22 protein-coding genes are annotated in these 25597 nt (G+C 69.8%); 2 read left to right on the top strand and 20 right to left on the bottom strand.

Annotated features, from left to right (window positions below; genetic code table 11):
- Nucleotides 1-4: 4 nt before the first annotated feature.
- The 16 genes from ABIA36_RS10135 to ABIA36_RS10060 form a co-directional block, all read right to left on the bottom strand.
- Entirely contained in the window at nucleotides 5-838 is an 834-nt protein-coding gene (locus tag ABIA36_RS10135) for an A24 family peptidase (protein ID WP_369962253.1), read from the bottom strand.
- The gene (locus tag ABIA36_RS10130; protein ID WP_369962252.1) at nucleotides 835-2499 is read right to left on the bottom strand and encodes a hypothetical protein; all 1665 of its coding nucleotides are present in this window, start codon (nucleotides 2497-2499) and stop codon (nucleotides 835-837) included. Before ABIA36_RS10130 ends, ABIA36_RS10135 begins: the two co-directional genes overlap by 4 nt.
- Nucleotides 2490-3062 (bottom strand): hypothetical protein, encoded by a 573-nt coding sequence (locus ABIA36_RS10125; protein ID WP_369962251.1) that lies wholly within the window; start codon nucleotides 3060-3062, stop codon nucleotides 2490-2492. The genes ABIA36_RS10130 and ABIA36_RS10125 overlap by 10 nt, the downstream gene beginning before the upstream one ends.
- Nucleotides 3059-3472: a prepilin-type N-terminal cleavage/methylation domain-containing protein gene (locus ABIA36_RS10120; RefSeq protein ID WP_369962250.1), complete on the bottom strand. Its 414-nt coding sequence runs from the start codon at nucleotides 3470-3472 to the stop codon at nucleotides 3059-3061. The genes ABIA36_RS10125 and ABIA36_RS10120 overlap by 4 nt, the downstream gene beginning before the upstream one ends.
- Before the next feature lie 126 nt (nucleotides 3473-3598).
- On the bottom strand, nucleotides 3599-4072 hold the full coding sequence (locus ABIA36_RS10115) for a type II secretion system protein (RefSeq protein ID WP_369962249.1): 474 nt from the start codon (nucleotides 4070-4072) through the stop codon (nucleotides 3599-3601).
- 157 nt (nucleotides 4073-4229) lie between these two features.
- Nucleotides 4230-5459 carry a type II secretion system F family protein gene (locus ABIA36_RS10110; protein ID WP_369962248.1) on the bottom strand — a complete coding sequence of 410 codons (1230 nt, stop codon included), beginning with the start codon at nucleotides 5457-5459 and terminating at the stop codon, nucleotides 4230-4232.
- Nucleotides 5459-6886, bottom strand: coding sequence for a type IV pilus twitching motility protein PilT (locus tag ABIA36_RS10105; RefSeq protein ID WP_369962247.1), 1428 nt, complete (start codon nucleotides 6884-6886; stop codon nucleotides 5459-5461). The genes ABIA36_RS10110 and ABIA36_RS10105 overlap by 1 nt, the downstream gene beginning before the upstream one ends.
- Nucleotides 6883-8553 carry a GspE/PulE family protein gene (locus ABIA36_RS10100; RefSeq protein WP_369962246.1) on the bottom strand — a complete coding sequence of 557 codons (1671 nt, stop codon included), beginning with the start codon at nucleotides 8551-8553 and terminating at the stop codon, nucleotides 6883-6885. The genes ABIA36_RS10105 and ABIA36_RS10100 overlap by 4 nt, the downstream gene beginning before the upstream one ends.
- 178 nt (nucleotides 8554-8731) lie before the next feature.
- Nucleotides 8732-8962 (bottom strand): hypothetical protein, encoded by a 231-nt coding sequence (locus ABIA36_RS10095; protein WP_369962245.1) that lies wholly within the window; start codon nucleotides 8960-8962, stop codon nucleotides 8732-8734.
- A 339-nt stretch (nucleotides 8963-9301) separates the two neighbouring features.
- Nucleotides 9302-9532 (bottom strand): hypothetical protein, encoded by a 231-nt coding sequence (locus ABIA36_RS10090; RefSeq protein WP_369962244.1) that lies wholly within the window; start codon nucleotides 9530-9532, stop codon nucleotides 9302-9304.
- 100 nt (nucleotides 9533-9632) lie between these two features.
- Complete coding sequence (rpoC, locus tag ABIA36_RS10085; protein ID WP_369962243.1) at nucleotides 9633-13508, bottom strand: DNA-directed RNA polymerase subunit beta'; 3876 nt, start codon at nucleotides 13506-13508, stop codon at nucleotides 9633-9635.
- 49 nt (nucleotides 13509-13557) lie between these two features.
- Nucleotides 13558-17055, bottom strand: coding sequence for a DNA-directed RNA polymerase subunit beta (rpoB, locus tag ABIA36_RS10080; protein ID WP_369962242.1), 3498 nt, complete (start codon nucleotides 17053-17055; stop codon nucleotides 13558-13560).
- A gap of 284 nt (nucleotides 17056-17339) precedes the next feature.
- Entirely contained in the window at nucleotides 17340-18389 is a 1050-nt protein-coding gene (locus tag ABIA36_RS10075; RefSeq protein WP_369962241.1) for an SDR family oxidoreductase, read from the bottom strand.
- A 43-nt stretch (nucleotides 18390-18432) separates the two neighbouring features.
- Nucleotides 18433-19119: a response regulator gene (locus tag ABIA36_RS10070; RefSeq protein WP_369962240.1), complete on the bottom strand. Its 687-nt coding sequence runs from the start codon at nucleotides 19117-19119 to the stop codon at nucleotides 18433-18435.
- Complete coding sequence (locus ABIA36_RS10065; RefSeq protein ID WP_369962239.1) at nucleotides 19116-20276, bottom strand: sensor histidine kinase; 1161 nt, start codon at nucleotides 20274-20276, stop codon at nucleotides 19116-19118. Before ABIA36_RS10065 ends, ABIA36_RS10070 begins: the two co-directional genes overlap by 4 nt.
- Before the next feature lie 7 nt (nucleotides 20277-20283).
- Entirely contained in the window at nucleotides 20284-20802 is a 519-nt protein-coding gene (locus ABIA36_RS10060; protein WP_369962238.1) for a hypothetical protein, read from the bottom strand.
- Between the two features lie 152 nt (nucleotides 20803-20954).
- Here ABIA36_RS10060 and ABIA36_RS10055 point away from each other — a divergent pair, with 152 nt between their 5' ends.
- Nucleotides 20955-21830, top strand: a complete 876-nt coding sequence (locus tag ABIA36_RS10055) for a spermidine synthase (RefSeq protein ID WP_369962237.1) — start codon at nucleotides 20955-20957, stop codon at nucleotides 21828-21830.
- A gap of 35 nt (nucleotides 21831-21865) precedes the next feature.
- Here the strand turns inward: ABIA36_RS10055 and ABIA36_RS10050 are convergent, their stop codons facing one another.
- Genes ABIA36_RS10050 through ABIA36_RS10035 form a run of 4 tightly spaced genes read right to left on the bottom strand, consistent with a single transcriptional unit; the run spans nucleotide 21866 to nucleotide 24898 of the window.
- A complete protein-coding gene (locus ABIA36_RS10050) occupies nucleotides 21866-22771 on the bottom strand; it encodes a biotin-dependent carboxyltransferase family protein (protein WP_369962236.1) in 906 nt (301 codons plus the stop codon).
- Entirely contained in the window at nucleotides 22768-23388 is a 621-nt protein-coding gene (locus tag ABIA36_RS10045) for an allophanate hydrolase subunit 1 (protein ID WP_369962235.1), read from the bottom strand. The genes ABIA36_RS10050 and ABIA36_RS10045 overlap by 4 nt, the downstream gene beginning before the upstream one ends.
- Nucleotides 23385-24176: a LamB/YcsF family protein gene (locus ABIA36_RS10040; RefSeq protein ID WP_369962234.1), complete on the bottom strand. Its 792-nt coding sequence runs from the start codon at nucleotides 24174-24176 to the stop codon at nucleotides 23385-23387. The genes ABIA36_RS10045 and ABIA36_RS10040 overlap by 4 nt, the downstream gene beginning before the upstream one ends.
- Before the next feature lie 17 nt (nucleotides 24177-24193).
- The gene (locus ABIA36_RS10035; RefSeq protein ID WP_369962233.1) at nucleotides 24194-24898 is read right to left on the bottom strand and encodes a CGNR zinc finger domain-containing protein; all 705 of its coding nucleotides are present in this window, start codon (nucleotides 24896-24898) and stop codon (nucleotides 24194-24196) included.
- A gap of 71 nt (nucleotides 24899-24969) precedes the next feature.
- Here ABIA36_RS10035 and ABIA36_RS10030 point away from each other — a divergent pair, with 71 nt between their 5' ends.
- Nucleotides 24970-25578: a GNAT family N-acetyltransferase gene (locus tag ABIA36_RS10030; RefSeq protein ID WP_369962232.1), complete on the top strand. Its 609-nt coding sequence runs from the start codon at nucleotides 24970-24972 to the stop codon at nucleotides 25576-25578.
- Nucleotides 25579-25597: the final 19 nt, after the last annotated feature.

Below are 25597 nucleotides of genomic sequence, written 5' to 3'. Positions count from 1 at the left end.
CCGATCAGGCCAGGCCGACCAATCGCAGATACGCGTTCCAGATGGTGTGGCCGGCCACCAGTCCGAGCCAGGCGCCGGCGAGCATGGACGGGCCGAACGGGAGGCCGCCGCGCCGGGTCACCCGGCGGGCTGCGAGCAGGATCACCGCGACGATCCCGCCGACCACGAAGCCGCCGAAGACTCCGACGGCGAGGGCACTCCACCCGGCCCAGCCGAGGTACAGCCCGAGCAGGCCGGCGAGCTTGATGTCGCCGAAACCCATCGCGCCCGGCTTGGTGAGGCCGAGCAGCAGGTACAGCAGGTAGGCGGCCGCGCCCCCGATCACCATGCGCAGCACGGACCAGCCGTCACCTTCCAGCGCTCCGGCCAGGGCGAGCAGACCGCCGCCGACCGCGTAGGCCGGAAGCACGATTATGTCGGGCAGGCGGTGGGTGTCCAGGTCGATCAGGGCGAGCGCGACGGAGACCGCCATGAGGTACAGGTAGGCGACGAGTTCGAGTGCCGCCGCGGCGATCCGCGTCCCGGAACCGCTCGCTACGGCGTCCAGGAGTGACGGCAGCCGCCACAGCGTCACGCCGGCGAACCCGAGCGCCGTGCCCAGCTCGACCGCCGGGTAGCGGATCGAGATGGCGGCCCCGCAATCGCGGCAGCGCCCACGCAGGACGAGCCAGGACACGACCGGGATGTTGTCCACTGCGCGGATCCGTGCTCCACAGGACGGGCACGCACTCGGCGGCGCGACGATCGACCGGCCGGCCGGGACCCGGAAGACGACGACGTTGAGGAACGAGCCGATCATCGACCCGAAGACTCCTGCGAGCGCGGCGAACACGATCACGACCCGGTGTAGTTGCGGTTGGAGACGACGGAGCGCGTCGTGGACGAGGAACCGCTGCCGCTGCTGGAGCCCGTCGACAGGTCGACGCCCGGGAGGCCGATGGCGACATAGCCGATCGAGGCGCCACCGTTGATCGTGGCGGAGCCCGCGAACACCTGGCCCTGGAAGTTGACACCCGTGCTGACGTTGATGTCGCACGGGGAGTACATCATCACCGCGTCCTGGATCGTCCCCGCCGTGTTCTTGAAGACCGGCGCCCCCGAGACGGAGAAGCTTTCACCGGAGGCGCAGGTGGGGACGCCGTCCGCGGTGGCGTCGGGGTTGATGAGCCACACCCGCGCCGGCGCGGACGGCACGATCCCGCCGCTGTTGCCGATCGTGATGGTGTTGGCGAAGATCGCGATGTCGTTGGAGATGGTGAGTTGGTCGCTTCCGGTGAGGGTCAGGCCGTTCGTGCACTTGCGGGCGTCGATCAGGCCCTTGCCTCCCGCGATGGTCGTCACGGCGGCGCGCAGCGTGGTGATCGAGCAGCTCCCGGCGGGGAGCACGACGGGGGTGAAGCCTGTCCACGCCGTCGGGTCGTAGTTGTAGTCCACCCAGTTCGGCACGCCCGGCGTGGCCGGCTGAGCGTACGGCGATGGCCCGGGGCCGGCCGCGATCTGCGTGTACGACCCGAGCGTGCTCGGCCGGTTGGTGTACAGGAGGGACTGACCGGTCGCGTTCCCGATCACCTTCGAACCCCAATCGAACGTGACGGTGCCGTAGTTCCAGACGTTGCCGCCGATCACGCCTCCCGAGTTGAAGGTCGTCGTCGTGGAGGTGAGGTTCCCGTTGATGTTGCTCGAACCGCCGGAGAGGCTCGTCGTCGAGGCCGACCAGGCGCTGCCCTTGATGGTGCCGCTCGAGATCGAGATCGAGTTCGCGACGGCGTTACCGCCGACGGAGACGCCGCCGCTCAGCGTCAGGGAGCCGCTCGCCCAGACGTTTCCCGTAGCGCTGCAGGACCCGGACATGTTCAGATTGCCGTTCTTGACCACCAGGTCGGAGGCACCGCTCGATGCTCCGCTGCAGTTGACGTCGCCTGTGCTGATCATCACCTTGGGGCTCGAGCCGTTGACGGAGACGAGTGTTCCGGAGCCGCCGAAGTTGCTGGACGAGTAGGCGTAGACAGCCGGCCCGGTGGCGCTGATCTGGGTGGGCTGCGTCGACGGGCCGAGGATGCTCTCGACGGTCTTCGAGTCGTTGCCTCGTTGTCCTCCATCGCCCCCGTTCGCCGCAGTGCCGTTGGACACGATGCGGACGTTCGTGTTGCCTGCGGCCGGACAGCCCTGCACCCATCCCGCGCCGCCGGGGACGTAGACGACGGCACGGTAGACGGGGGTCTGACCCGCTGCGCTCTGATAGACGCCGCCGACTGCCGAGCACGTGCCGTTCTCCAATCCCACGGTGGCGACCGCGATTCCCGCCTGCGCGGCGCCCTGTGCCTGCACTCCGGCACGCGTTGCGGTGCTGAAGCTCACGGCGTAGATCACCGAACTGCTCATCAATGCGATCAGCAGGATGGACACGGCCATCAGCGCGACGACCGCAGCCATCGCGAAGCCGTCGTCGCCGGCGGAGAGGGTGGCGCGCATCCTGGCGCGCAGTCTGATCAGTAGCATGTGCCGCTCGCCGCCACTCCGGTCTGCTGAAGGATGTTGGTCTTCATCGTCACCGATTGGCCCGCGGCCACCGACGACACGAAGTCGACCTGGAGGTTCTGCCCGGCCGCTTGGAAGATCGGCACGGCTCCGTCCGTCGCGACACCACCGGCGAGGTACGTCCAGGTGGCGAGCTGTGCAGCCGTCGGCAGGAGGATCTTGGTGCCGTCCGCCGTCGTGGTGGTCCGGAACGTGCTCGTCGACGCCTGGTAGTACCAGGCGCGGCAATTCCACGTGAGAGTCGTGCCCGATCCGGCCGTGCGCGCTACGAGCATCAGATCGGAACCGCTCGTCTGGATGCTGAACTCGGACGCGTTCTCGATCCCCTGGGTCAGGCTCCGCATCGTCAACTGGGCGCTCGTGGAGGCCGCTGTCCGGCTGGAGATGGTGTTCTGGGATTTGGCCGCCGAGGCGAACAGCCCCACGGCGATCCCCATGACGAGGATCGACAGCGCGGCGGCGATGCTGAGCTCGATGAGGGTTATTCCGGCATCGTCGCGGTGCCCCCGCAGCGGCCGGTTCACGACGCGCTCCGGACGATCACGAGGGTGGAGCCGGTGGCTACGGCCTGCAGGCTGTTGCTGCTCATGACGGTCACGCTTACCTTGACGGTTCCCGGATAGGTCGCGGGGCACGGGCCGACGCTCCGGGTCGTGGAGAAAGTGACGCCGCGGTTGTCCGTCAGGGGGCCGATGATGGCGGAGCCGAAGTTCTGGATGCCCGTACACGTGGTGCCGGCCGTCTGCGCTTGGACGAGATTGTTGTTCACGAACTGCGTGGCGGTCGCGACGCTGACGTTGCGGACGGAGGTCTTGAGGATGCCGATGAGGGACGGCAGGAGGGCGAGCGAGAGGATCGCGAGAAGCAGCATGGCGATGAGGACCTCGATGAGGGTGAAGCCCTCGTCCTCCGATCGCTGTTCCGTTCGGATCATGTCTCACTCCCTGGTGCTAGGTCGGGTGGGGAGTAGTGGCCGGCGTTCGGTCGCCGGTGGTTCGTACCGCGAAAACGGCTGTGGTGGGAGGACCGGGCGAGTACCGGTCCTCCCACCGAGCGGGGCCTACGGGCAGACGCCGCTGGCGACGCCGGTCGAGTCGCTGATGTGGAAGGTCTTGCCGGTGTCGGGGCTGGTGGCCGCGATGCAGAAGGTCGTCCACGTGCTGTTCGCCTTGAGGGTCGGGCCGGCGCCGGCGGCGTAGTTCGTGACGCTGGCGGTCGCCCCGAGAGCACCGAAGGTCGTGGTGCCGACGGTGGTCGACGGGGTGATGGCGCCGCTCGGTACCGTAACGGTGGAGTCGCTGCCGAACTGCGTGTACGCAGCCACGTAAGCGGTCTTGGCGTTCGTCAGGTCCGACTTGACGGCGCTCTCCTTGGCGCCGTTCTGGACACCGATGAAGATCGGGATCGCGATCGCGGCGAGGATGCCGATGATGATCACGACGACGAGGAGCTCGATGAGGGTGAAGCCCTTCTCGGACTGCTCGGTGAGCGAGTTGCGGCGAGCATTCAGCTTGCCCATGAGGCGGAAGTACATTGCGGTGTCCATTCGGTCGGGCGGTCGGGAGTCGATCTGAATGGAGCCCGTTGGGTCCATCCGATGGCCGATGCTATTTGCCAAGGAATTCTCAGCAGAATCCCGCGATCGGGGGGTTTAAGGCGGAATTCCGGCCCCAGTGCGGGGGCCGCGCCCGTCAATGAATAAGAGATGTGATCTGGAAGATGGGCAGATAGAGGCACACGATCATGCCTCCCACGACCACACCGAGGAACGCGATCAGGAGCGGCTCGATGAGCGACGTCAGCGCCTCCGTCGTCGCTTCGACATCGTCGTCGTAGAAAGACGCGACCTTTTCGAGCATGACCTCCATCGAGCCGGCGTCCTCGCCGACGGCGATCATCTGCGTGACCATCGCGGGGAAGAACGGTTCGGCCAGCAACGGCTTGGCAATGGACTCGCCTCTGCGCACCGACTCGGCGACGCGCGAAAGCGCATCCTCCAGCACCCAGTTGCCGGAGGTCTCGCCCACGATGCGCAAAGCATGCAGGATCGGTACGCCTGCGCCGATCATGCTCGAGAAGTTGCGGGCGAAGCGCGCGATGGCGATCTTCTTGAAGAGCGGGCCGAACACCGGCAGCCGGAGCTTCAGCCGGTCGACCTGCTTCCTGACCCTCTCGGTGTTCTTGTTGTTGCGCCACCAGAGCCAGAACAGGATGCCGGCGACGAGCAGGAGCGGGCCCAGCCAGACCATCGACTGCGAGACGACGACGAGGATCTGCGTCGGCAGCGGGAGCTGCCCGCCGAAGCCCTCGAACATCTTCTTGAAGATCGGGACGATGAACACCAGCATGACCACGACCGCGACCAGCGACATGATCAGAACGACGACCGGGTAGGTCATCGCCGACTTGATCGTCGAGCGGAGCTTGACCTCCTTCTCGAAGTTCGTCGCCACCGATTCGAGCGCATGGTCGAGGAAGCCGCCCGCCTCGCCCGCCCGGATCATGTTGATCATCAGTGGAGGGAAGTCCTCGGAGTGCTGCGCCATCGCAGTCGACAGCGCTGTGCCCTCCTCGACGTCCTCGCGGACCTTGTTCATGATCTCCGGCAGTCGCTTGCCTTCCGCCTGGTCGGCGAGGATCGTGAGCGTCCGAAGGATCGAGATGCCCGAACCGATCATCGTGGCCATCTGCCGGCTGAGGATCGCGAGCTCCTTGAGCTTCACCCGGTGCTTGAAACCGGGGATGGTGATCTCCCGCTGGAGACCCGTCCCCGTTCCTGCCTCGTTGATCGCGACGGGCGAGAGCCCCATCGACTGCAGGCGGGACACCACGGCCCCCTCGCTCGGCGCGTCGAGGCGGCCCTTGATCAGCTTCCCGGCCGAGTTGCGGCCGGTGTACGCGTACGCGGTCACGCCGGCCATCAGCGCACTGTCCCCGAGTACGAGTCGCCGAAGTCGATGTCGGATGCGGCGATGGCGCGTGCGGAGGCCTCGGTGGGCGACTCGACGCGCTGGACGAGCCGGCCGAAGCCGGACGGGTCGTGCGCCTTCTCCAGGCCGGTGCGGTGGGAGATGACGCCGCGGTTGACCAGGTCGGCGAGCTGCTGGTCCATCGTGTGCATGCCGAGGTCGCGGCCGGCCTGCATCATCGACGCGATCTGGTAGGTCTTGCCCTCGCGGATGAGGTTCGCGATGGCGGGCGTCATCTTCAGCACCTCCGTGGCGACAGCACGACCCTTGCCGTTGGAGCGCTTGACCAGCGTCTGGCAGACGACGCCCTGGAGCGTCGCGGCAAGCTGTGCGCGCACCTGATCCTGCTGGTGGGGCGGGAAGACATCGATGACACGGTCGATGGTCTGCGGAGCGTCCTGCGTGTGCAGCGTCGCGAAGACGAGGTGGCCCGTCTCGGCAGCCGTGAGCGCGACCGAGATGGTCTCCAGGTCGCGGAGCTCGCCGATCAGGATGACGTCGGGGTCCTGACGGAGGACGTGCTTCAGCGCGTTGCCGAAGCTGTGGGTGTCGTGGCCGACCTCCCGCTGGTTCACAATCGAGTTCTTGTGCGAGTGCATGAACTCGATCGGGTCCTCCACCGTCACGATGTGGTCGCTGCGCGTGGCGTTCACGAGGTCGATGAGCGCGGCGAGCGTCGTCGACTTGCCGGAGCCCGTCGGGCCGGTGACGAGGACGAGTCCGCGCGGGAGCCCGGCGAAATCGCCGACCTGCGTGGGGATCCCCAGCTCGGCGAGCTGTTTGATCTCCGTGGGGATGAGACGGAATGCCGCACCGTATGCTCCGCGCTGCTGGTAGAGGTTCACGCGGAAGCGGGCGTTCGCTGAGATGGTGAAGGCGAAGTCCAGTTCCAGCTCGCGCCGGAAGACCTCGGCCTGATGCTCGGTCAGGAGGCTGAACAGCGCGCGCTCGACGCGTGGACGGTCCCACGCCGCGCCCTCGCCGACCGGGCGCAGGCCGCCATCGACGCGGATCGTGGGGGGCGCCCCGACGGTGACGTGAAGGTCGGAGCCGCGCTGCTCGATGATCTGGCGCAATGCGGCGATCAGGTCGGGGTCGGCCTTCGCGAGCGCTTCGCGCTCAGCCTCGGTCAGCGTCTCGACGACCGCCGGCGCCGGGACCTCATGCACCACCGGCACGGTCGCAGGGACCGGGACGGCCGGGATCGCCGCGGCCGGGGTCGCCGTGCCCGGGTTCGACGGGATCGGGTAGGGCGTGTATGACGGTGGCGCGGGCGGCTCAGGCGGCAGCGTCGCGAACCAATCGCGCGTCGCCCCGTAGTCCGACACCACCGGGATCTCGTAGATCGGCTTGTCCACTCCCTGCTCCCATTCGTTCATGCGACCACCCGGAGAATCTCCTCGATCGAGGTGACACCGAGTTTGACCTTCTCCCAGCCGTCTTCGCGCAGCGTCAGCATCCCCTGCGCACGGGCGACGCGCTCGATCTCGGCGCTGGATGCCCGGCTGACGGCGAGCCGCTCGATCTCCTCGGTCACCGTCATCACCTCGTGCAGCGCCAGGCGTCCGCGGAAGCCGGTGTTCGAGCAGAAAGTGCAGCCGACCGGCTGGAAGACGGTGGGGACCTGGTCGACGCCGTCCGGCTGCACGTTGAGCCGGAGGAGGTCCTCCTCCGACAGCTCCTTGCGGGCCTTGCAGCGCTCGCAGAGCCGCCGCGCCAGACGTTGCGCGACGACGCAGTCCAGGGCGGACCCGACGAGGAACGGCTCGATGTCCATCTCCACGAGCCGCGTGACGGCGCTCGGTGCGTCGTTCGTGTGCAGGGTCGAGAGCACCAGGTGGCCGGTCAGCGCCGCCTCGATGGCGATCTGTGCGGTCTCGTGGTCACGGATCTCGCCGAGCAGCACCACGTCGGGGTCGCTGCGCAGGATGCTGCGCAGCGCGCTCGCGAAGGTGAGGCCGGCCTTGGGGTTCACCTGCACCTGGTTGATCCCCGGCATCCGGTACTCGACGGGGTCCTCGACGGTGATGACGTTGATTTCCGGCCGGGAGACGGCGTTGAGCGTGGTGTAGAGCGTGGTCGACTTGCCCGAACCGGTCGGTCCGGTCACCAGGATCATCCCGTACGGCTTGGAGTACGCGGTCTCGAAGGCCTTGGCGTTGCGCTCAAGCAGGTTGAGGTCGCGGAGCGTCATGCTCGTGTTGCTGTTGTCCAGGATCCGCATGACGACTTTCTCGCCCCACACGGTCGGGAGGGTCGCCACCCGCAGGTCGATCTGCCGGCCCCCGTGGACGACCGACATGCGGCCGTCCTGCGGCTTCCGGCGTTCGGCGATGTCGATATCGCTCATGATCTTGAGCCGGCTCGTGACGCCGTTCTGAATGCTCTTGGGAGCACTCTGCATTTCGTGCAGGACGCCGTCGATCCGGTAGCGGACCCGGAGCTCGTGCTCCCCCGGCTCGATGTGGATGTCGGAGGCGTGATCCTGGATCGCCTGGCTCACGAGCAGGTTGACGAACCGCACGATGGGCGCGTCCTCCTCGCCTGCGTCCGAGAGCGCGAGCGTGGCCTGCTGCTCGGCCGCGTTCTCCTCCTCCAGGGTGTTCGAGAGGTCGTTGAGCTCATCGTCGGCGCGCAGGTAGCGATCGATCGCGCCGGCGAGGTCGCTCGCCTCGGCCACGAACAGCCGAACGGGCGTGTGGGCGGCGGCCCGGAGGTCGTCGATGGCGATCACGTCGCCGGGGTCGCTGGTCGCGACGAGGAGGGTGTCGCCGTCCCAGCCGATGGGCAGCACCATGTGCCGACGGCAGATGGCGGCCGCGACCACGGCGATGGCGGAGCGGTCGACCGGGTAGTCGACGAGCTCGACGAAGGGGACGCCCGACATCGCGGCGCGTGCCTGTGCGAGCTGCACAGCGTTGATGGCGCCGCGCGCGAGCAGTTCGCGTGCGATCGCCTCGTCGGCGGCGGGGTCGCTGGAGACGCGGTCGAGGTACTCGATCGGTAGCAGGCCGTGCAGGATGAGGATCTCGGTCATGGACGCCACGGGGACCTCCTCGGATAGGGGTCCTGCCGGCCTCGGGTAGACGGCAGAGCGTCGCCGTCCCCCGGGCGAGCCTCCGGGCGGGGCGAAGCCCTGTCACACTAACTTCCGCCGAGGCCCGCTCGACAGTCCCGCTTGCGGGTGCCCCATTAAAGGGGGCCAGCCGCACGGAGGGGCGTCGTCAGTCGGCGAAACGCTCCACGCCGGCGAGATAGCCGTCCGGGACGCCGTTGTCCATCCACAGGGTCTGGACCAGAATCGTGCGGCCGACGACGACCGACGAATGTTCGCTGCGTTCGCGCAGAGCGGCCGCCAGGGCTTCGCGCGACGCCCGCTCCGTCGGATCGAAGCGCGCGAAAGTCGTGATGACCCCGCCATCGCTCGGTCCACGCGGGCTGACCCACGCGCACACCAGCGTCGCTTCGACGTCGGCCAGGAGCGCGTCGTCTCTGGAGTAGTCCCTCCACGCGGGGTTGAGCTCGAAACTGGACTCGAGTTCCGCGCGACTGGCGGGGTCGACCGTCTCGGAGCAGTCGCCCGGCAGAGCGGCGACGGCCTCCGGCGTCGCCTCGGGCGTCGTCGGGGCGTCGGCTGCCGGAGTGCGGGTGGCGGACGGCGGCGACGGCTCTACGGCGGTGCAGCCCGTGAGAGCGAAGGCGCCCGCCAGTGCGAGCGCGACGATACCGTGTGATTTCTTGATGGTGTCCCCCGGATGTGAAATGTTGCACCTAGCCTAGCGCAACATCCAGGTTCACCGCCGCCGGAGGTCGCCCCGCCGGCTCGCGAGGTAGACGAGGACGCCGGCCAGCACGGCGCAACCCATCGTCGTCGCCCAGAACGGGAGGGTGCTCGCGGCGTGCCCGGAGACGGACTGCACGATGCCGACGACGAAGCTCACCACGGCGACGACGAGCGCCACGGCCGCGAAGCCGACCATCGAGCGGCCGACGGTGTCGGTGTACTCCAGAAGCTGTCTCCACACCCCTCCATTGTCCCGTACCCGAGCGCTGGGGAACGACGAAGGCCCCCGGCAAGCGCCGGGGGCCTTCGCCAATCCCTGAAGGGACAGCCGGGCTACCTGCTTAGTTGTAGGTGCCCGGGGTGTAGTCGTCCGAGCTGAAGCTGTCGAAGTCGACGAAGCTCAGGTCGTTCTCGCTGAACGCGGAGTCGTCGGTGAAGATGCGGTTGGGGTACCGCTCCGCCTTCGCCTCCTCCGTCGCCTCCACCGAGACGTTCCGGTAGCGGGACAGGCCCGTGCCGGCCGGGATGAGCTTACCGATGATGACGTTCTCCTTGAGACCGATCAGCGGGTCGGACTTGCCCTCCATGGCCGCCTGCGTCAGGACGCGGGTGGTCTCCTGGAAGGACGCGGCCGACAGCCACGACTCGGTCGCCAGCGAGGCCTTGGTGATACCCATGACCTCCTGACGGGCGGACGCCGTCTTCTTGCCCTCGGTCAGCGCAGCGCGGTTGATCTCGTTGTACCGCGAACGGTCGACGAGCTCACCCGGCAGCAGGTCGGTGTCGCCGTGGTCGACGACGGTGACCTTGCGGAGCATCTGACGGACGATGACCTCGATGTGCTTGTCGTGGATCGGCACGCCCTGCGAGCGGTAGACGCCCTGGACGCCGCCCACCAGGTGCTTCTGCACCTCGCGGACGCCCTTGACCCGGAGGACTTCCTTCGGGTCGACGGTGCCGACGATCAGCTGCTGGCCGAGCTCGACGCGCTGGCCGTCCTCGACGAGCAGGGTCGAACGCTTGAGCACCGGGTAGACGTGCGGCTCGTCGCCGTTGTCCGGGGTCAGGATGACCTTGCGGGACTTGTCCGTCTCCTCGATGACGATGCGGCCGGCGGCCTCGGCGATCGGGGACGCACCCTTGGGGGTACGCGCCTCGAACAGCTCCTGCACGCGCGGCAGACCCTGGGTGATGTCGTCCGCGGAGGCCGAACCACCGGTGTGGAAGGTACGCATCGTGAGCTGCGTTCCGGGCTCACCGATCGACTGGGCGGCGATGATGCCGACCGCCTCGCCGATGTCCACCAGCTTGCCGGTCGCGAGCGAACGGCCGTAGCAGGCGGCGCAGACGCCGACCGCCGACTCGCAGGTGAGCACCGAGCGGACCTTGATGTCGGTCACGCCGGCGGCCACCAGCTTGTCGATGAGCACGTCGCCCACGTCCTCGCCGGCCTTCGCCACGACGTCGCCGTTCGAGCCGACCGCGTCGGCCGCGAGGGTGCGGGCGAACACGGAGTTCTCGACGTTCGGGTCGCGGGTGAGGACGCCGTCGGCGCCCACGGTCGCGATCGGGAGGTCGAGGCCCTTGGTCGTGCCGCAGTCGTCCTCGCGGATGATGACATCCTGCGAGACGTCCACCAGACGACGGGTCAGGTAGCCCGAGTCGGCCGTACGGAGGGCCGTGTCGGCCAGACCCTTACGGGCACCGTGCGTCGCGATGAAGTACTCCGCCACCGACAGCCCCTCGCGGTACGAGGAGATGATCGGACGAGGGATGATCTCACCCTTCGGGTTGTTCACCAGACCACGCATACCGGCGATGTTGCGCACCTGCAGCCAGTTACCACGGGCACCGGAGGTGACCATGCGGTTGATGGTGTTGTCGACCGGGAAGTTGGCGCGCATGGCCTCGGCCACCTCGTTGGTCGCCTCGGTCCAGATCTTCACCAGCTCCTGGCGACGCTCGAGGTCGGTCGTGAGACCCTTCTCGAACTCCGCCGTGATCTTCGCGGCCTTCTTCTCGTAGCCGGCCACGATCTGCGCCTTGTTCGGCGGGGTCAGGATGTCGCTCAGCGACACCGTGACGCCCGAGCGGGTGCCCCAGTAGAAGCCGGCGTCCTTGATCCGGTCGAGCGCCGCGGCGACCTCCACCTTGGGGTAGCGCTCGGCGAGGGCGTTGACGATCGACGAGATCTGGCCCTTGTCGGCGACCTCCTCCACGTACGGGTAGTCCGCCGGCAGCGCCTCGTTGAAGAGGGCGCGGCCGAGGGTGGTCTCCACGATCGCGGTGGTGGGCTGGGTGCCGGTGTCGGCCGCGTCGGACGGCACGTAGTCGTTCAGACGGATCTTCACCTTGGCGTTGAGGTGCAGCGTGCCCTGGTCCTTCGCGAGGATCGCCTCGGAGACCGAGGAGAACGCGCGACCCTCGCCCACGGCGCCCTCGCGGACGGTGGTGAGGTGGTGCAGACCGATGATCATGTCCTGCGAGGGCAGGGTGACCGGGCGGCCGTCGGACGGCTTCAGGATGTTGTTCGAGGCGAGCATTAGGATGCGGGCCTCGGCCTGGGCCTCCACCGACAGGGGAAGGTGCACGGCCATCTGGTCGCCGTCGAAGTCCGCGTTGAAGGCGGCGCACACCAGCGGGTGGAGCTGGATGGCCTTGCCCTCGACGAGCTGCGGCTCGAAGGCCTGGATGCCGAGACGGTGCAGGGTGGGCGCGCGGTTCAGGAGGACAGGGCGCTCGCGGATGATCTCCTCGAGCACGTCCCAGACCTGCGGGCGCGAACGCTCCACCATGCGCTTGGCGGCCTTGATGTTCTGAGCGTGGCTCAGGTCGATCAGGCGCTTGATCACGAACGGCTTGAACAGCTCCAGCGCCATCTGCTTGGGCAGACCGCACTGGTGCAGCTTGAGCTGCGGACCCACGATGATGACCGAACGGCCCGAGTAGTCCACGCGCTTGCCGAGCAGGTTCTGGCGGAACCGGCCCTGCTTGCCCTTCAGCATGTCGCTGAGGGACTTGAGCGCGCGGTTGCCGGTGCCCGTGACCGGGCGGCCGCGGCGACCGTTGTCGAACAGCGCGTCGACGGCCTCCTGAAGCATGCGCTTCTCGTTGTTCACGATGATCTCGGGGGCACCGAGGTCGAGCAGGCGGCGGAGACGGTTGTTGCGGTTGATCACACGGCGGTACAGGTCGTTCAGGTCGGAGGTCGCGAAGCGGCCACCGTCGAGCTGGACCATCGGGCGCAGCTCCGGCGGGATGACCGGGACGACGTCCAGGACCATCGCGGCCGGCGAGTTGCCGGTCGCCAGGAACGACGACACCACGCGCAGGCGCTTGATGGCGCGGATCTTCTTCTGGCCCTTGCCGTTGGCGATCTGCTCGCGGAGCAGCTCGGCCTCGGCGGCCAGGTCGAAGGCCAGCAGGCGACGCTTGATCGCCTCGGCGCCCATGAACGCCTCGAAGTACAGGCCGTAGCGGTCGACGAGCTCGTTGAAGTCCGCGTCCTCCGGCTTGAGGTCGCCGACCTTGAGGGTGCGGAACGACTCCCACACGCGCTCCAGGCGGGCGATGTCCTCGTCGTAGGACTTGCGGATCTGGCCCATCTCCTTCTCGGAGGTGTCCTTGACGCGACGCTTCTGGTCGGCCTTGGCACCTTCCTCCTCGAGGGCGGCGAGATCGGTCTCCAGGCGCTGCAGACGCTCGGCGACGCGGGCGTCGCGCTGGTCGGCCAGGGTCTTGATCTCCAGGCGCAGCTCGTTCTCCAGGCCGGGGAGGTCGGCGTGACGGCCGTCCTCATCCACCTGGATCACCATGTAGGCGGCGAAGTAGATGACCTTCTCGAGGTCCTTCGGCGCCATGTCGAGCAGGTAGCCGAGACGGCTGGGCACACCCTTGAAGTACCAGATGTGCGTGACCGGCGCGGCGAGCTCGATGTGGCCCATGCGCTCGCGGCGGACGGAGGACTTGGTGACCTCCACGCCGCAGCGCTCGCACACGATGCCCTTGAAGCGGACGCGCTTGTACTTGCCGCACGAGCACTCCCAGTCGCGGGACGGGCCGAAGATCTGCTCTCCGAAGAGGCCGTCCTTCTCGGGCTTCAGCGTGCGGTAGTTGATGGTCTCCGGCTTCTTGACCTCACCGTAGCTCCAGCGACGGATGTCGTCAGCGGTGGCCAGGCCGATACGCAGCTCATCGAAAGTTGTTGCGTCGAGCAATGTTCACTCTCTCCTAATGGAAATTCGTCAGTTGGGTCTGGCTACCGGGTCAGATCTCGTCGATCGACGAGGACTCGAACCGGGAGGAGATGTTGATGCCGAGTTCCTCCGCAGCGCGGAAGGCCTCGTCGTCGGCGTCGCGCAGACTGACCGTCTGCCCGTCGGCCGAGAGGACCTCCACGTTCAGGCAGAGGGACTGCATCTCCTTGATGAGGACCTTGAAGGACTCGGGGATGCCCGGCTCCTGGATGTTCTCACCCTTGACGATGGCCTCGTAGACCTTGACGCGGCCGAGGATGTCGTCCGACTTGATGGTCAGGAGCTCCTGGAGCGCGTACGCGGCTCCATAGGCCTCGAGGGCCCACACCTCCATCTCACCGAAGCGCTGGCCACCGAACTGCGCCTTACCACCGAGCGGCTGCTGGGTGATCATCGAGTACGGGCCGGTCGAACGCGCGTGGATCTTGTCGTCGACCAGGTGGTGCAGCTTCAGGATGTACATGTAGCCGACCGACACCGGGTCCGGGTAGGGCTCGCCGGAACGGCCGTCGAAGAGCTGCGTCTTGCCGGAGGAACCGATCAGGCGGTCGCCGTCGCGGGTCGGGAGGGTGGCGTCGAGCAGGCCGGCGATCTCCTCCTCCTTCGCACCGTCGAACACCGGGGTCGCGACCTTGGTGCCGGGGGCGGCGCTGAACGCGGCCTCGGGGAGCTCGGCGGCCCACTTGGGCTTGCCCTTGATCTCCCAGCCGTTCTTGGCGATCCAGCCGAGGTGGATCTCCAGGACCTGACCGAAGTTCATTCGTCCGGGGACACCCAGCGGGTTGAGGATGACGTCGACCGGCGTCCCGTCCGCGAGGAACGGCATGTCCTCGACCGGAAGGATCTTGGAGATGACGCCCTTGTTGCCGTGACGGCCGGCGAGCTTGTCGCCCGCGGTGATCTTGCGCTTCTGGGCGATGTAGACCACCACGCGCTGGTTGACGCCGGAGCCGAGCTCGTCGTCGCCGTCCTGCGCGTCGAAGACCTTGACACCGATGATCGTGCCCTCTTCACCGTGGGGAACCTTGAGCGAGGTGTCGCGCACCTCGCGGCTCTTCTCGTTGAAGATCGCGCGGAGCAGACGCTCCTCGGCCGACAGCTCGGTCTCGCCCTTCGGCGTGACCTTGCCGACCAGGATGTCGCCGGGGCGCACCTCGGCGCCGATGCGGATGATGCCGCGCTCGTCGAGGTCGGCCAGGAGGTCCGGGCTGACGTTCGGGAGGTCGCGGGTGATCTCCTCCTTGCCGAGCTTGGTGTCGCGGGCGTCGACCTCGTACTCCTCGATGTGGATCGAGGAGAGGGTGTCGTCCTTCACCAGGTTCTGGCTGAGGATGATCGCGTCCTCGAAGTTGTGACCCTCCCACGGCATGAACGCCACGAGCAGGTTCTTGCCGAGCGCGAGCTCGCCGTTCTCGGTCGCGGGGCCGTCTGCGACGACCTCCCCGGCCTCGATGCGGTCGCCCTCGTCCACGACCACGCGGTGGTTGTAGGACGTGCCCTGGTTGGAGCGGTCGAACTTGCGCAGGTAGTAGGACTTGACCGTGCCGTCGTCCGCCTGGACGGTGACAGCGTCGGCCGAGACCTCGGTGACCACGCCGGACTTCTCGGCGGTGACCACGTCACCGGCGTCGATGGCCGCGTAGCCCTCCATACCGGTTCCGACGACCGGGCTCTCCGAGCGGAGCAGCGGCACCGCCTGGCGCTGCATGTTCGCACCCATGAGGGCTCGGTTGGCGTCGTCGTGCTCGAGGAACGGGATGAGCGAGGTGCCCACCGAGACCATCTGGCGCGGGGAGACGTCCATGTAGCCGATCTCGTCGGCGGGGATCAGGTCGACCTCGCCGCCCTTCTGACGGGCGAGGACGCGCTCCTCGGTGAAGTGGCCGCTCGGGTCGAGCGGGGCGTTGGCCTGCGCGATGACGAAGTCGTCCTCTTCGGAGGCGGTCAGATAGTCGATCTTGTCGGTGACCCGGCCCTCGACGACCTTGCGGTACGGCGTCTCGATGAAGCCGAACGAGTTGATCCGGGCGAACGACGCGAGCGAGCCGATCAGACCGATGTTCGGGCCTTCCGGGGTCTCGATCGGGCACATGCGGCCATAGTGCGAGGGGTGCACGTCGCGGACCTCGACGCCCGCGCGCTCACGGCTCAGACCACCCGGGCCCAGCGCCGACAGGCGGCGCTTGTGGGTCAGACCCGCGAGCGGGTTGTTCTGGTCCATGAACTGCGAGAGCTGCGAGGTGCCGAAGAACTCCTTGATCGCGGCGACGACGGGTCGCACGTTGATCAGGGTCTGCGGGGTGATCGCCTCGATGTCCTGCGTGGTCATGCGCTCGCGGACGACGCGCTCCATGCGGGAGAGACCGGTGCGGACCTGGTTCTGGATGAGCTCGCCGACGGCGCGGATGCGACGGTTGCCGAAGTGGTCGATGTCGTCCGTGTCGAGACGGATGTCGGTCTCGACGCCGCCCCGCAGGCCCTTGAACGTGGTCTGGCCGTCGTGCAGGGAGACCAGGTACTTGATCGTTGCGATGATGTCCTGGACGGTCAGCACCGAGTCCGACAGCGGGGCCTCGAGGCCGAGCTTGCGGTTGATCTTGTAACGGCCGACCTTGGCGAGGTCGTAGCGCTTCGGGTTGAAGTAGAAGTTGTCCAGCAGCGCACGCGCGGCCTCGGCGGCGACCTGCTCGCCCGGACGCAGCTTGCGGTAGATGTCCTTCAGCGCCTCCTCCTTGGTGAGGATGGCGTCCTTCTCGAGGGTCAGCTCGATCGACTGGAAGCCGGCGAACTCGGCGAGGATCTCCTCGCTGGTGAGCCCGAGGGCCTTCAGGAACACGGTGACCGACTGCTTGCGCTTGCGGTCGATGCGGACACCGACCTGGTCGCGCTTGTCGATCTCGAACTCGAGCCACGCACCGCGGCTCGGGATGATGCGCGCCGAGTAGATGTCCTTGTCGGAGGTCTTGTCGGCGGCGGCCTCGAAGTAGACGCCCGGCGAGCGGACGAGCTGGGAGACGACGACACGCTCGGTGCCGTTGATGATGAAGGTGCCCTTCTCGGTCATGAGCGGGAAGTCGCCCATGAAGACCGTCTGGGTCTTGATCTCACCGGTGAGGTGGTTCATGAACTCGGCCTCGACGTAGAGCGGGGCGGAGTAGGTCTTGCCCTTCTCCTTGCACTCGTCGATCGAGTACTTCTTCTCCTCCAGGAACGGGTTCGTGAAGGAGAGCTGCATGGTCTCGCCGAGGTCCTCGATGGGAGAGATCTCCTCGAAGATCTCCTCGAGGCCCGTGTTGGCGGGCAGATCCTGACGACCCTGTGCCTCGGCTTCGGCGACGCGTGCATTCCACGCGTCGTTTCCGACCAGCCAGTCGAAGCTCTCCGTCTGCAGTGCGAGCAGATCGGGGACGGTGAGGGTGTCCGTGATCTTGGCGAACGAAAGACGAGATGCGGCTCGTCCGTTCTTGGGTGTCTTGTCAGTGTTGGTTGCGTTGCGCGCAGCAGCCAAGGAAATAACCTCCGTGTGCCCCGTCGGGCCAGTTACTGTCGGTCGAGATGTGGTGTTGTGAGGGACGAGGGCTCCCAGACACGTCTCGCGACGCCGTATTTGACCCGGATAACCGGGCCCAGACGCGCGCGGGGGAAGTCAGAGCCGACCGCAATATGAAGGCAAGAGTGTGCGTGGGAGCGCAAAGAACCACTATATGTCAAACAGACGCGCCGTGTCCAGTCTTTTCTTGACCGGAGGCGCAGTCTCGGTGTATAACCACGCGGCCGGCCAGGTATTCCCGGCTATTTCAGCCGCGGCGGGAGGGAGTCCACCGTCGCGATGACGGCCTCCTCGCGGGACCGCGGCCGCCAGCCGAGCAGGGTCCGCGCCTTCGCGGACGACCCGTTGCGGTAGACGCCGATGTCGGGCAGCGACCCGCGCACCCGCCGGCTGAACGGGGCCGCCGCCTTGAGCACCCACGAGGGCATGACCCGGGTGCTCACCCGGTCGCCCGCCGGCGAGCCGAGGTGGCCGCGGATGATGAGCGCCAGCTCCGGTGCGCCGAGGGCGTCGCCCGCGGTGGCGAGGAAGCGCTCGCCCGCGGCCTCCGGCTTGGTCATGGCGAGCAGGTGCAGGCCGGCGACGTCGCGCACGTCCACGACGCCGAAGTACACGTCGGGCAAGCGCGGGAGGCGGCCCTCCTTCACGAGCTTCACCAGCTCGACCGAGCTGGAGTAGTCGGGGCCGAGGACCGGGCCGAGGACGCCGACCGGGTTGACGGTGGCGAGCTGGAGGGAGCCGCCCTCCTTGGCGATGAAATCCCAGGCGGCGTGCTCGGCGAGGGTCTTGGAGCGGACGTACGCGCTGATCGGGCGGCCGCTGTCCAGCTCGGTCCAGTCCGCCTCGGTGAACGGCTGCCGGGTCGGCGCGTGGCCGTAGCCGATCGCAGCGAAGGAGGAGGTGAGAACGACGCGCTCCACGCCGGCGTCGCGCGCCGCGCGCAGCACGCGCAGGGCGCCCTCCCGGGCCGGGCGCACCAGCTCGTCGGGGTCCTTGGGCTCGGTCATCGGGAACGGGGAGGCCACGTGCAGGACGAAGCGGCAGCCTTCGACGGCCTCGGCCCAGCCGGCGTCGTCGAGGAGGTCGGCGACGGCGAACTCCAGCCGGTCCCCGGCGTCCTCACTGTTCCCATCGCCCAGGTTGGCTCCCGCCGCCAACTGCGACCGCACGTCGGCGGCGCGCTGCGGCGAGCGAATGGTCGTCCGCACGTCGTACCCCGCGTTCAGCAGGGCGAGCACGCAATGCGCACCCACGAATCCGGAACCGCCCGTGACGAGTACGCGATCGCTCATGCGCCCCATCCTCCCCCACCGGAGTCGATGACGCGACCGGCGGTCACCGGCGCACCAGAGCGATGGCCTGGGCGCGGGAGGAGACGCCGAGCTTGGCGAAGATCGCGTTGATGTGGGTCTTCACCGTCGAGCCGCCGACGAAGAGGGCGGAGGCGATCTCGCCGTTGCTGAGGCCGTCGGCGACGAGTGCGAGCACCTCCGCCTCCCGGCGGGTGAGCGTGGGGAACCGCTCGACCAGCGCGCCGGCGGGGTCGACCGGCCGGGCGGGCGCGGCGGAGGTGAGCGAGCCGATGATGCGGGCGCCGACCTCCGGGGCGAAGGTCGCCTGGCCGCGGGCGACGGCCCGCACGGCGGAGGCCAGCTCGGCGCGCCCGGCGTCCTTGGTGAGGTAGCCGCGGGCGCCGGCGCGCAGTGCGGTCAGGATCGAGTCATCGTCGGCGAAGGTCGTCAGCACGAGCACGGCGGACTCCGGCGCTTCGCGAACGATCCGCTCGGTGGCGCCGACGCCGTCGAGGACGGGCATCCGGAGGTCCATCAGCACGACGTCGGGATGCTCGGCCACGGCGAGCGCCACCGCCTCGGCGCCGTCGGCCGCGGAGCCGACGACCTCCACGTCGGGCAGCAGCCCGAGGACGGTGACCAGGCCGTCGCGGATGATCGCCTGATCGTCGGCGACGACGACGCGGATGCGGTCACCGGAGGTCGGGTCGGGGGTCACGTCCGCGCTCATGCCAGCCTCGCCTCGGCCGTCACGGTGAAGCGGCCGCCGTCCGTGGTCGCCGCCACGGAGCCGCCGAGCGGGAGGGCGGAGAAGCGTTCGCGCATCCCCTCCAGGCCGTGCCCGCCTCCCGAGGTCGCGAGCCCGGCGGCGCGCGCCGAGGCGGCCGGGGACGGGATCAGCGGGGAGGAGACGGTGAGGAGCACGCGTTCATCCTGCCAGTCGAGCGCGGCGTCGACGGGAGCGCCCGGTGCGTGCTTGCGCGCGTTGCTCAGCGCCTCCTGGAGGGCGCGCTGCAGGGCGGTCGCCTGGGCTGCGTCGAGCGTGCGAGGCGCTCCCGACTCGTGCAGGGCGGCGATGCCGCCGAGGGTGCGGTGCGCGGCGACCAGGTCGTCGAGCGTCGCGCGGAAGTCGGCGGCGGTCACGGTCGTCTTCGCGGCCCCGTCCGGGTCGCGCAGGGCGGCGACCGCGCGCCGCGCCTCGGCGAGACCGGCCGCCGCGAGCCCGCGCGCCGCCACGACGCGCTCCCGGGCGGATCCGGCGTCGCCGGCCTCCAGCAGCGCGTCCACGGCGTCGAGCTGGATGACCAGGCCGCCGAGGCTGTGCGCGAGCACGTCGTGGAGGTCGCGGGCGATCGCGACGCGGGCGGCCTCCTCGCGCATGGCGAGGTCGCGCTCGCGCAGCAGCGTCGCCTGCTGTTCGGTGAGCCGGAACTGCCGCCGGCTGAGCCCCGCGAAGCCGGCGAGCACGATCCCGGCCATCTCGCCGAGCACCGCCGCGACGGGCGAACCGAACGGGAGGGCGCCCACCGCGATCAGCGCAGCCGAGACCGCGGCGACGGCACCGCCGAGCGGCAGCGGCCACTCCGGATCCCCGACGAGATAGAGGACGGCCACAGCCGCGGGCACGATCGCGATGCCGTCGGTGGCCGGCGCGACGAACGCTCCGGTCGCCGCAGACAGCAGGCACAGCACGAGAGCCGTGCGCCGCCACCCGGCGAAGGTGAGGATCGACCGCACCAGCCATGCCGCGACCGAGAACAGCGCGAGCGCGAGCACCCACGCCGGACGGTCCGAGCCGTGGGCGCGCACCAGCGACCAGCCCACGGCGCCCGCACCGAGGATGTTCAGTGCGAGCGCCAGCAGGCCCGGTCTCCTCCAGAAGTCCACGAGACCATCATGCGGCGAGCGCGGCGTGCCGATCGAGACGCGCCGCGAAGACGGCCGTCCGGGCGGCGCGGTTGGCGGCGAAGACCAGGAAGATGACGCCGGTCGCGGTGGCCAGGTGCGCTCCGGCCATCGACGCAAGCACATCCACGCCGATGCGGACGCCGATCACGAGCACCCACAGCACGATCCCGAGCACGCCGGTGCGCGACTCGTACGTCGCGATGTAGCGGGCGTCCCTGCCGACCCGGATGGGCGACTCCAGCGGGCGGAAGTGCGCGATCCCGCCCATCCACGCGCCGACCGCGAGGGACAGCACGAGCTCGCCGGCCACCACGGCCAGGTCGAGCGGGGTGAGCGACGACGGCTTCACCTGCTGCCCGATCAGCACGAGCCCGACCACCGACATGATCGCCGGGAAGCGCCACATCTGGGCGATGGACACCGGGCGCCACACCATCTGGCGGTAGCCCACCCAGCCGATCAGCACCAGGATGAGGATCGCGTTGGTCAGCGTCTGCATGTTCATGGGTCCGAGTCCTTCCGGCCGGGGCGTCCGGCACCCCTCAAGCGTCGCGTCAGGGCTGCTGTGGCGGGACCGCCCGGCGGCGGAGACCGGGTGGAGATCGGGTGGAGAACACGGTGGAGATCGGGTGGAGGCCGCGGACTACGCTGGACGCCGTGCCCCAGAACCCGCCGCTCCCCTCGGTCGTCCTTTCCGAGAGCGGCTACCTCGCCACCATCGAGCCGGACCGGTTCGTGCCGGGCGCGTACCAGCTCGTCGTGGACGGCACGCCGCAGTCGCACGTCGACCTGGACGATCCCAGCCGGCTGTTCTTCGAGTACATCCAGCGGATGGGCAACGTCATCGACCTCATCGGCGAGCCCGGGCAGCCGATCACGGCCGTGCACCTCGGCGCCGGCGCGCTGACCCTGCCGCGCTACGTCGCGCACACGCGGCCGGGCTCGCGGCAGCAGGTGGTGGAGTTGGAGAGCCGGCTCGTGGACCTGGTGCGCGAGAACCTGCCGCTCCCCCGCTACGCGCAGATCCGCATCCGGCACGGCGACGCCCGGGAGGTCGTCGGCAAGCTGCCCGCCGGCCTGCGCGGCGAGGTCGACCTGCTGGTGATCGACATCTTCAGCGGCTCGCGGACGCCGGCGCACGTGACGAGCGTGGAGTTCTACCGCGCGGCGACGTCGCTGCTGAAGCCGGACGGCATCGTGCTCGTGAACGTGGCCGACGGGCCGCCGCTGACGTTCGCGCGCAGCCAGGTGTCGACGCTCGGCGCGGTCGTGGAGAACGTGGCGGCGCTGGCGGAGACGCAGGTGCTGAAGGGGCGCCGGTTCGGCAACGTCGTGCTGGTCGGGTCGAACTCGCCGCTGCCGTTGGAGTGGCTGCCCCGGCTGCTCGCGAGCGGGCCCCATCCCGCCAAGGCCGTGGCCGGGGAGGAGCTGCGCATGTTCGCCGCGAACGCACCCATCGTGACGGACGCGACGAGCGTGCCGTCTCCCCCGCCGGCGCGCAGCATCTTCCAGAGCGGCACGCGCCGCGACTGACCGCCGAGGGCCTCGCGGCGGGCTGGCTCTGCGGGTCAGGCGTGGCGGAAGTGGAGGGGCTGGCCGGGGCGGAGCTGCGCGAAGGCGTCGAGGGAGCGGGCGGCGACCACGGCGATCACCGGGTAGCCCCCGGTCACCGGATGGTCGGCCAGCAGCACGGTGGGGCGGGCGTCCGGGGAGACCTGCACCGCGCCCACGACCATCGGCTCGCTCGGGAGTTCGTCGTGCACGGCGCGTTCGAGCAGCAGCGGCGGCGCCGGGTCCACGCCGCGCGCGTGCGCCGGGACACGCGGAGGGTCGAGCCGCACGCCCACGCGGTCGCCCTCGGCGCTCGCCCGCCACTCGACGGAGAAGAAGGCGTCGACGGCGGCGGGCGTGAACCAGTCGGCGCGCGGCCCGCGGTGGGCGCGGACCTCCACCGTGCCGTCGCCGAGGTCGGCGACCGGGACGAAGTCCACGGCGGGAACCGGGCGGGAGGGCTCGGCGCCGAACAGCAGGAGGTCGCCCTCGGCGAGCGGCGCCGGCCCGAGACCGGACAGGGTGTCGCGCGAGCGGGAGCCGAGCACGGCCTCCACGGCGAAGCCACCGCGCACCGCGAGGTAGCTGCGGACTCCGGCGACCGGGGGCGCGATCCGGAGCTCGGCGCCGGCGGCCGCGTGCACCACCGTGTCCGGGTCGATCGGGTGACCGTCGAGCGTGATGCGGGTGGCGGCGCCCGTCACGGCGAACCACGCCGCCGACTCGAACCGCGCGGCGAAGCCGCCGAGCAGCAGTTCCAGCCCGGCGGCGTCCACGGCGTTGCCGACGAGCCGGTTGGCGAGGCCGAGCGCGCCACGGTCGAGCGCGCCGGACGGGCTCACGCCGACCGCGGCGAGACCCGGCCGGCCGAGGTCCTCGACCAGGGCGAGCGGGCCGGGGCGGAGGATGCGGAGGCCGGTCACGCGGTCACCGCCGTGAACCGCACCACGACGCCCGTCCGCAGCAGCGCGGGCGGGTCGGCCGCCGCGTCCCAGAGCGTCGCGTCGGTGCGGCCGATGAGCTGCCAGCCGCCCGGGCTGGACCGCGGGTAGACCCCGCTGAACTCCCCGGCGAGGCCGACCGAGCCGGCGGGCACCGCGGTGCGCGGGGTCGCCCGGCGCGGGACCACGAGGCCGTCGTGGTCGGTGACGAGGTACGCGAAGCCCGGGGCGAAGCCGCCGAACGCGACGCGCCAGCGCGAAGCGGTGTGCCGCTTCACGACCTCGGCAGGATCGACGCCGAGGAGGGCGGCCACCTCGGCGAGGTCGTCGCCGTCGTAGCGGACGGGGAGCTCCACGACCTCCTCGTCCGCGGCCTCGGCCGGCTCCGGGGCGGTGCGCTCGATCCAGCCGCGGGCGGAGGCGGGGCTCAGCACGTGCGGGTCGAGCAGGACCGCGATGGTGCGGGCGGCGGGCACCAGGTCGAGCACGCCCGCCGGGCGCGTGCGCTGGAGGGCCGGGAGCATCCCGAGCACCTCGTCCAGCGAGCCGAACTCCACGAGCAGGGCGCTGTCGCCGTACGGGATCACGTGGCCGGTCACACGAACGGCCTGACCGCGATGCCGGCCTCGTCCAGGCCCCGGCGCACAGCCTCCGCCATCCGCACCGCGCCCGGGGTGTCGCCGTGCACGCAGAGCGAGTCGGCGGCGACGGCCACCGGTGTGCCGTCGGCGGCCTCCACCACGCCGTCGCGCGCCATCCGCACCGCGCGGGCGGCGATGGCCGACACCTCGGAGAGCACTGCGCCGGGCTCGGTGCGCGGCACGAGGGCGCCGTCCGCCCGGTAGGCCCGGTCGACGAAGGCCTCGCGGACGAACCGCAGGCCGCGCGCACCGGCCGCGCGCTCGACGGCCGAGCCCGGGAGGCCGAGCAGCGGCAGCGTCGGGTCGAACGCGGCCACAGCCTCCACCACCGCCGCGGCCTGCGCCTCGTCGTGGACGATCCGGTTGTAGAGCGCGCCGTGCGGCTTGACGTAGCGAACGGAGGTCCCGGCGACGCGCGCCATCCCGGCGAGGGCGCCGAGCTGGTAGAGCACTTCGTCGCGCAACTCGGCGGCGGGGACGTCCATGCTGCGCCGGCCGAAGCCGGCGAGGTCGCGGTAGGAGACGTGCGCGCCGACGGCGACGTCGTTCTCGGCGGCCAGGCGGCAGGTGGCGAGCATCGTGGACGGGTCGCCGCCGTGGAAACCGCATGCGACGTTGGCGCTGGTCACCAGCCGCAGCATCGCGACGTCGTCGCCCATGCTCCAGGCGCCGAAGGACTCGCCGAGGTCGCTGTTGAGGTCGACGCTGACGCGCGGGGCGACGGTCGGATCGGCGCTGGGCTCCATCCGCCTATTCTGCCCGTCTATTCTGCGATCTCGGCGGCGCCTGCACGCCTGCCGGCCGCGCGTGCCCGGTGCGCCCGGACCTTCGCGCGGTTGCCGCAGCGCTGCATCGAGCACCAGCGCCGGTTGCCGCTGCGTGAGGTGTCCAGGTAGACCAGCCCGCAGTCGTCGGCGGAGCACTCGCGGATGCGGCCGTCGGCGTCCGGGCCGAACAGTCGCACCGCGTCGCGCGCGACCGTGCCGAGCGCCTGATGCGGGCGCGCGAGGGTGCGTCCGGCCTGGCGGCCTCCACCGGAGAGCACCGGGGGGATGTCGGGAGTCGCGGCGAACAGGTTCACCACGTCCACGTCCGCCGGGCCGAGGGTCTCGCCGCGGCTGGCCTGGCGTGCGAGGCGGCCGATCGCCGCGCGCAGCATCTCGGCGTCGCGGAACTCGCGGTCGCCTGTCGTCGCGGCCACCTCGGGGAAGCGGGACTGCAGCCACGCGCCGAGCTGCTCGGCGTCGTCCACCGAGCGCCACTGCGTGCCGTGGTCCGCCGTGTCGCCGTCCGCCGTGTCGTGGTCCGCGCCGTCGTGGTCCGTCCCCTCGACGCCGCCCAGGACCTCCGCCCCGCCGGTGTAGGCGAAGTCGAGAGCGAGCGCGCCGGAGTCGAACCACCAGCGCAGGCCGTCCGCGTCCTCCATCCACTGCCCGGTCTCGCGGGGCAGGAGGGCGTCGGTAGGCACCGAACCAACTTAGTGGGTTTCCCGGGACCGCTCGAATCGGGCCGATGCGATGCCGATGGGATACTGGGCGGGTGACTGCGACCCGCCCCGACCCCCGTGCCGTGCTCGAGGGCACGGTGGTCCGTCTGCGGGCGCTCACCCACGACGACCTGCCCGACCTGCACGACGCCATCGGGCACCCCGAGGTGTTCGCGGGCGGCTGGGGTGGCGGCCTCGCCGCCTACCGCGACACCTACGAGGAGTGGCGGGAGTTCATCCTCGGCTACCTCGCCTGGGACACCGCCAACGTCACCGCGGTCTGCCTGCGCGACGGCGACCGTATCGTCGGGACGACGACGCTCGGCGACTTCGACCTCCCGAACGGCTCGGCGCACATCGGCTGGACCGCCTACGCGCCGGAGGTCTGGGGCACCCGCGTCAACGCCGAGACCAAGCGCCTCCTGCTGGGCACGGCGTTCGACCACGGTTTCGAGCGCGTGAAGCTGCAGGCCGACGTGCTCAACGAGCGCTCGCGGGCCGCGATCCTGCGGCTCGGGGCGACCTTCGAGGGCGTCCTGCGGCACACCCAGCTTCGCGCGGACGGTACCTGGCGCGACACCGCGGTCTACTCGGTGCTCCGCGAGGAGTGGCCCGCCGTCCGCGACGGCCTCGACGCCCGGCTCGCGGTCGAGACGGCGTAGCGCGCTCCGCAGAGGGCGC

The organism is Leifsonia sp. EB34, from assembly GCF_041260585.1.
Classification (GTDB): domain Bacteria; phylum Actinomycetota; class Actinomycetes; order Actinomycetales; family Microbacteriaceae; genus Leifsonia.
The sequence above is the reverse complement of the archived record's forward strand: the minus strand, read 5'-3'. Positions and strand labels throughout refer to the sequence as shown.

Bases quoted from the DNA above. Each gene is read 5' to 3' on its own strand.
- ABIA36_RS10130 (WP_369962252.1), bottom strand. From the start codon at position 2,499: ATGCTACTGATCAGACTGCGCGCCAGGATGCGCGCCACCCTCTCCGCC.
- ABIA36_RS10105 (WP_369962247.1), bottom strand. From the start codon at position 6,886: ATGAACGAATGGGAGCAGGGAGTGGACAAGCCGATCTACGAGATCCCG.
- ABIA36_RS10060 (WP_369962238.1), bottom strand. From the start codon at position 20,802: ATGAACATGCAGACGCTGACCAACGCGATCCTCATCCTGGTGCTGATC.
- ABIA36_RS10110 (WP_369962248.1), bottom strand. From the start codon at position 5,459: ATGGCCGGCGTGACCGCGTACGCGTACACCGGCCGCAACTCGGCCGGG.
- ABIA36_RS10115 (WP_369962249.1), bottom strand. From the start codon at position 4,072: ATGTACTTCCGCCTCATGGGCAAGCTGAATGCTCGCCGCAACTCGCTC.
- ABIA36_RS10070 (WP_369962240.1), bottom strand. From the start codon at position 19,119: ATGAGCGCGGACGTGACCCCCGACCCGACCTCCGGTGACCGCATCCGC.
- ABIA36_RS10075 (WP_369962241.1), bottom strand. From the start codon at position 18,389: ATGAGCGATCGCGTACTCGTCACGGGCGGTTCCGGATTCGTGGGTGCG.
- ABIA36_RS10040 (WP_369962234.1), bottom strand. From the start codon at position 24,176: ATGGAGCCCAGCGCCGATCCGACCGTCGCCCCGCGCGTCAGCGTCGAC.
- ABIA36_RS10120 (WP_369962250.1), bottom strand. From the start codon at position 3,472: ATGATCCGAACGGAACAGCGATCGGAGGACGAGGGCTTCACCCTCATC.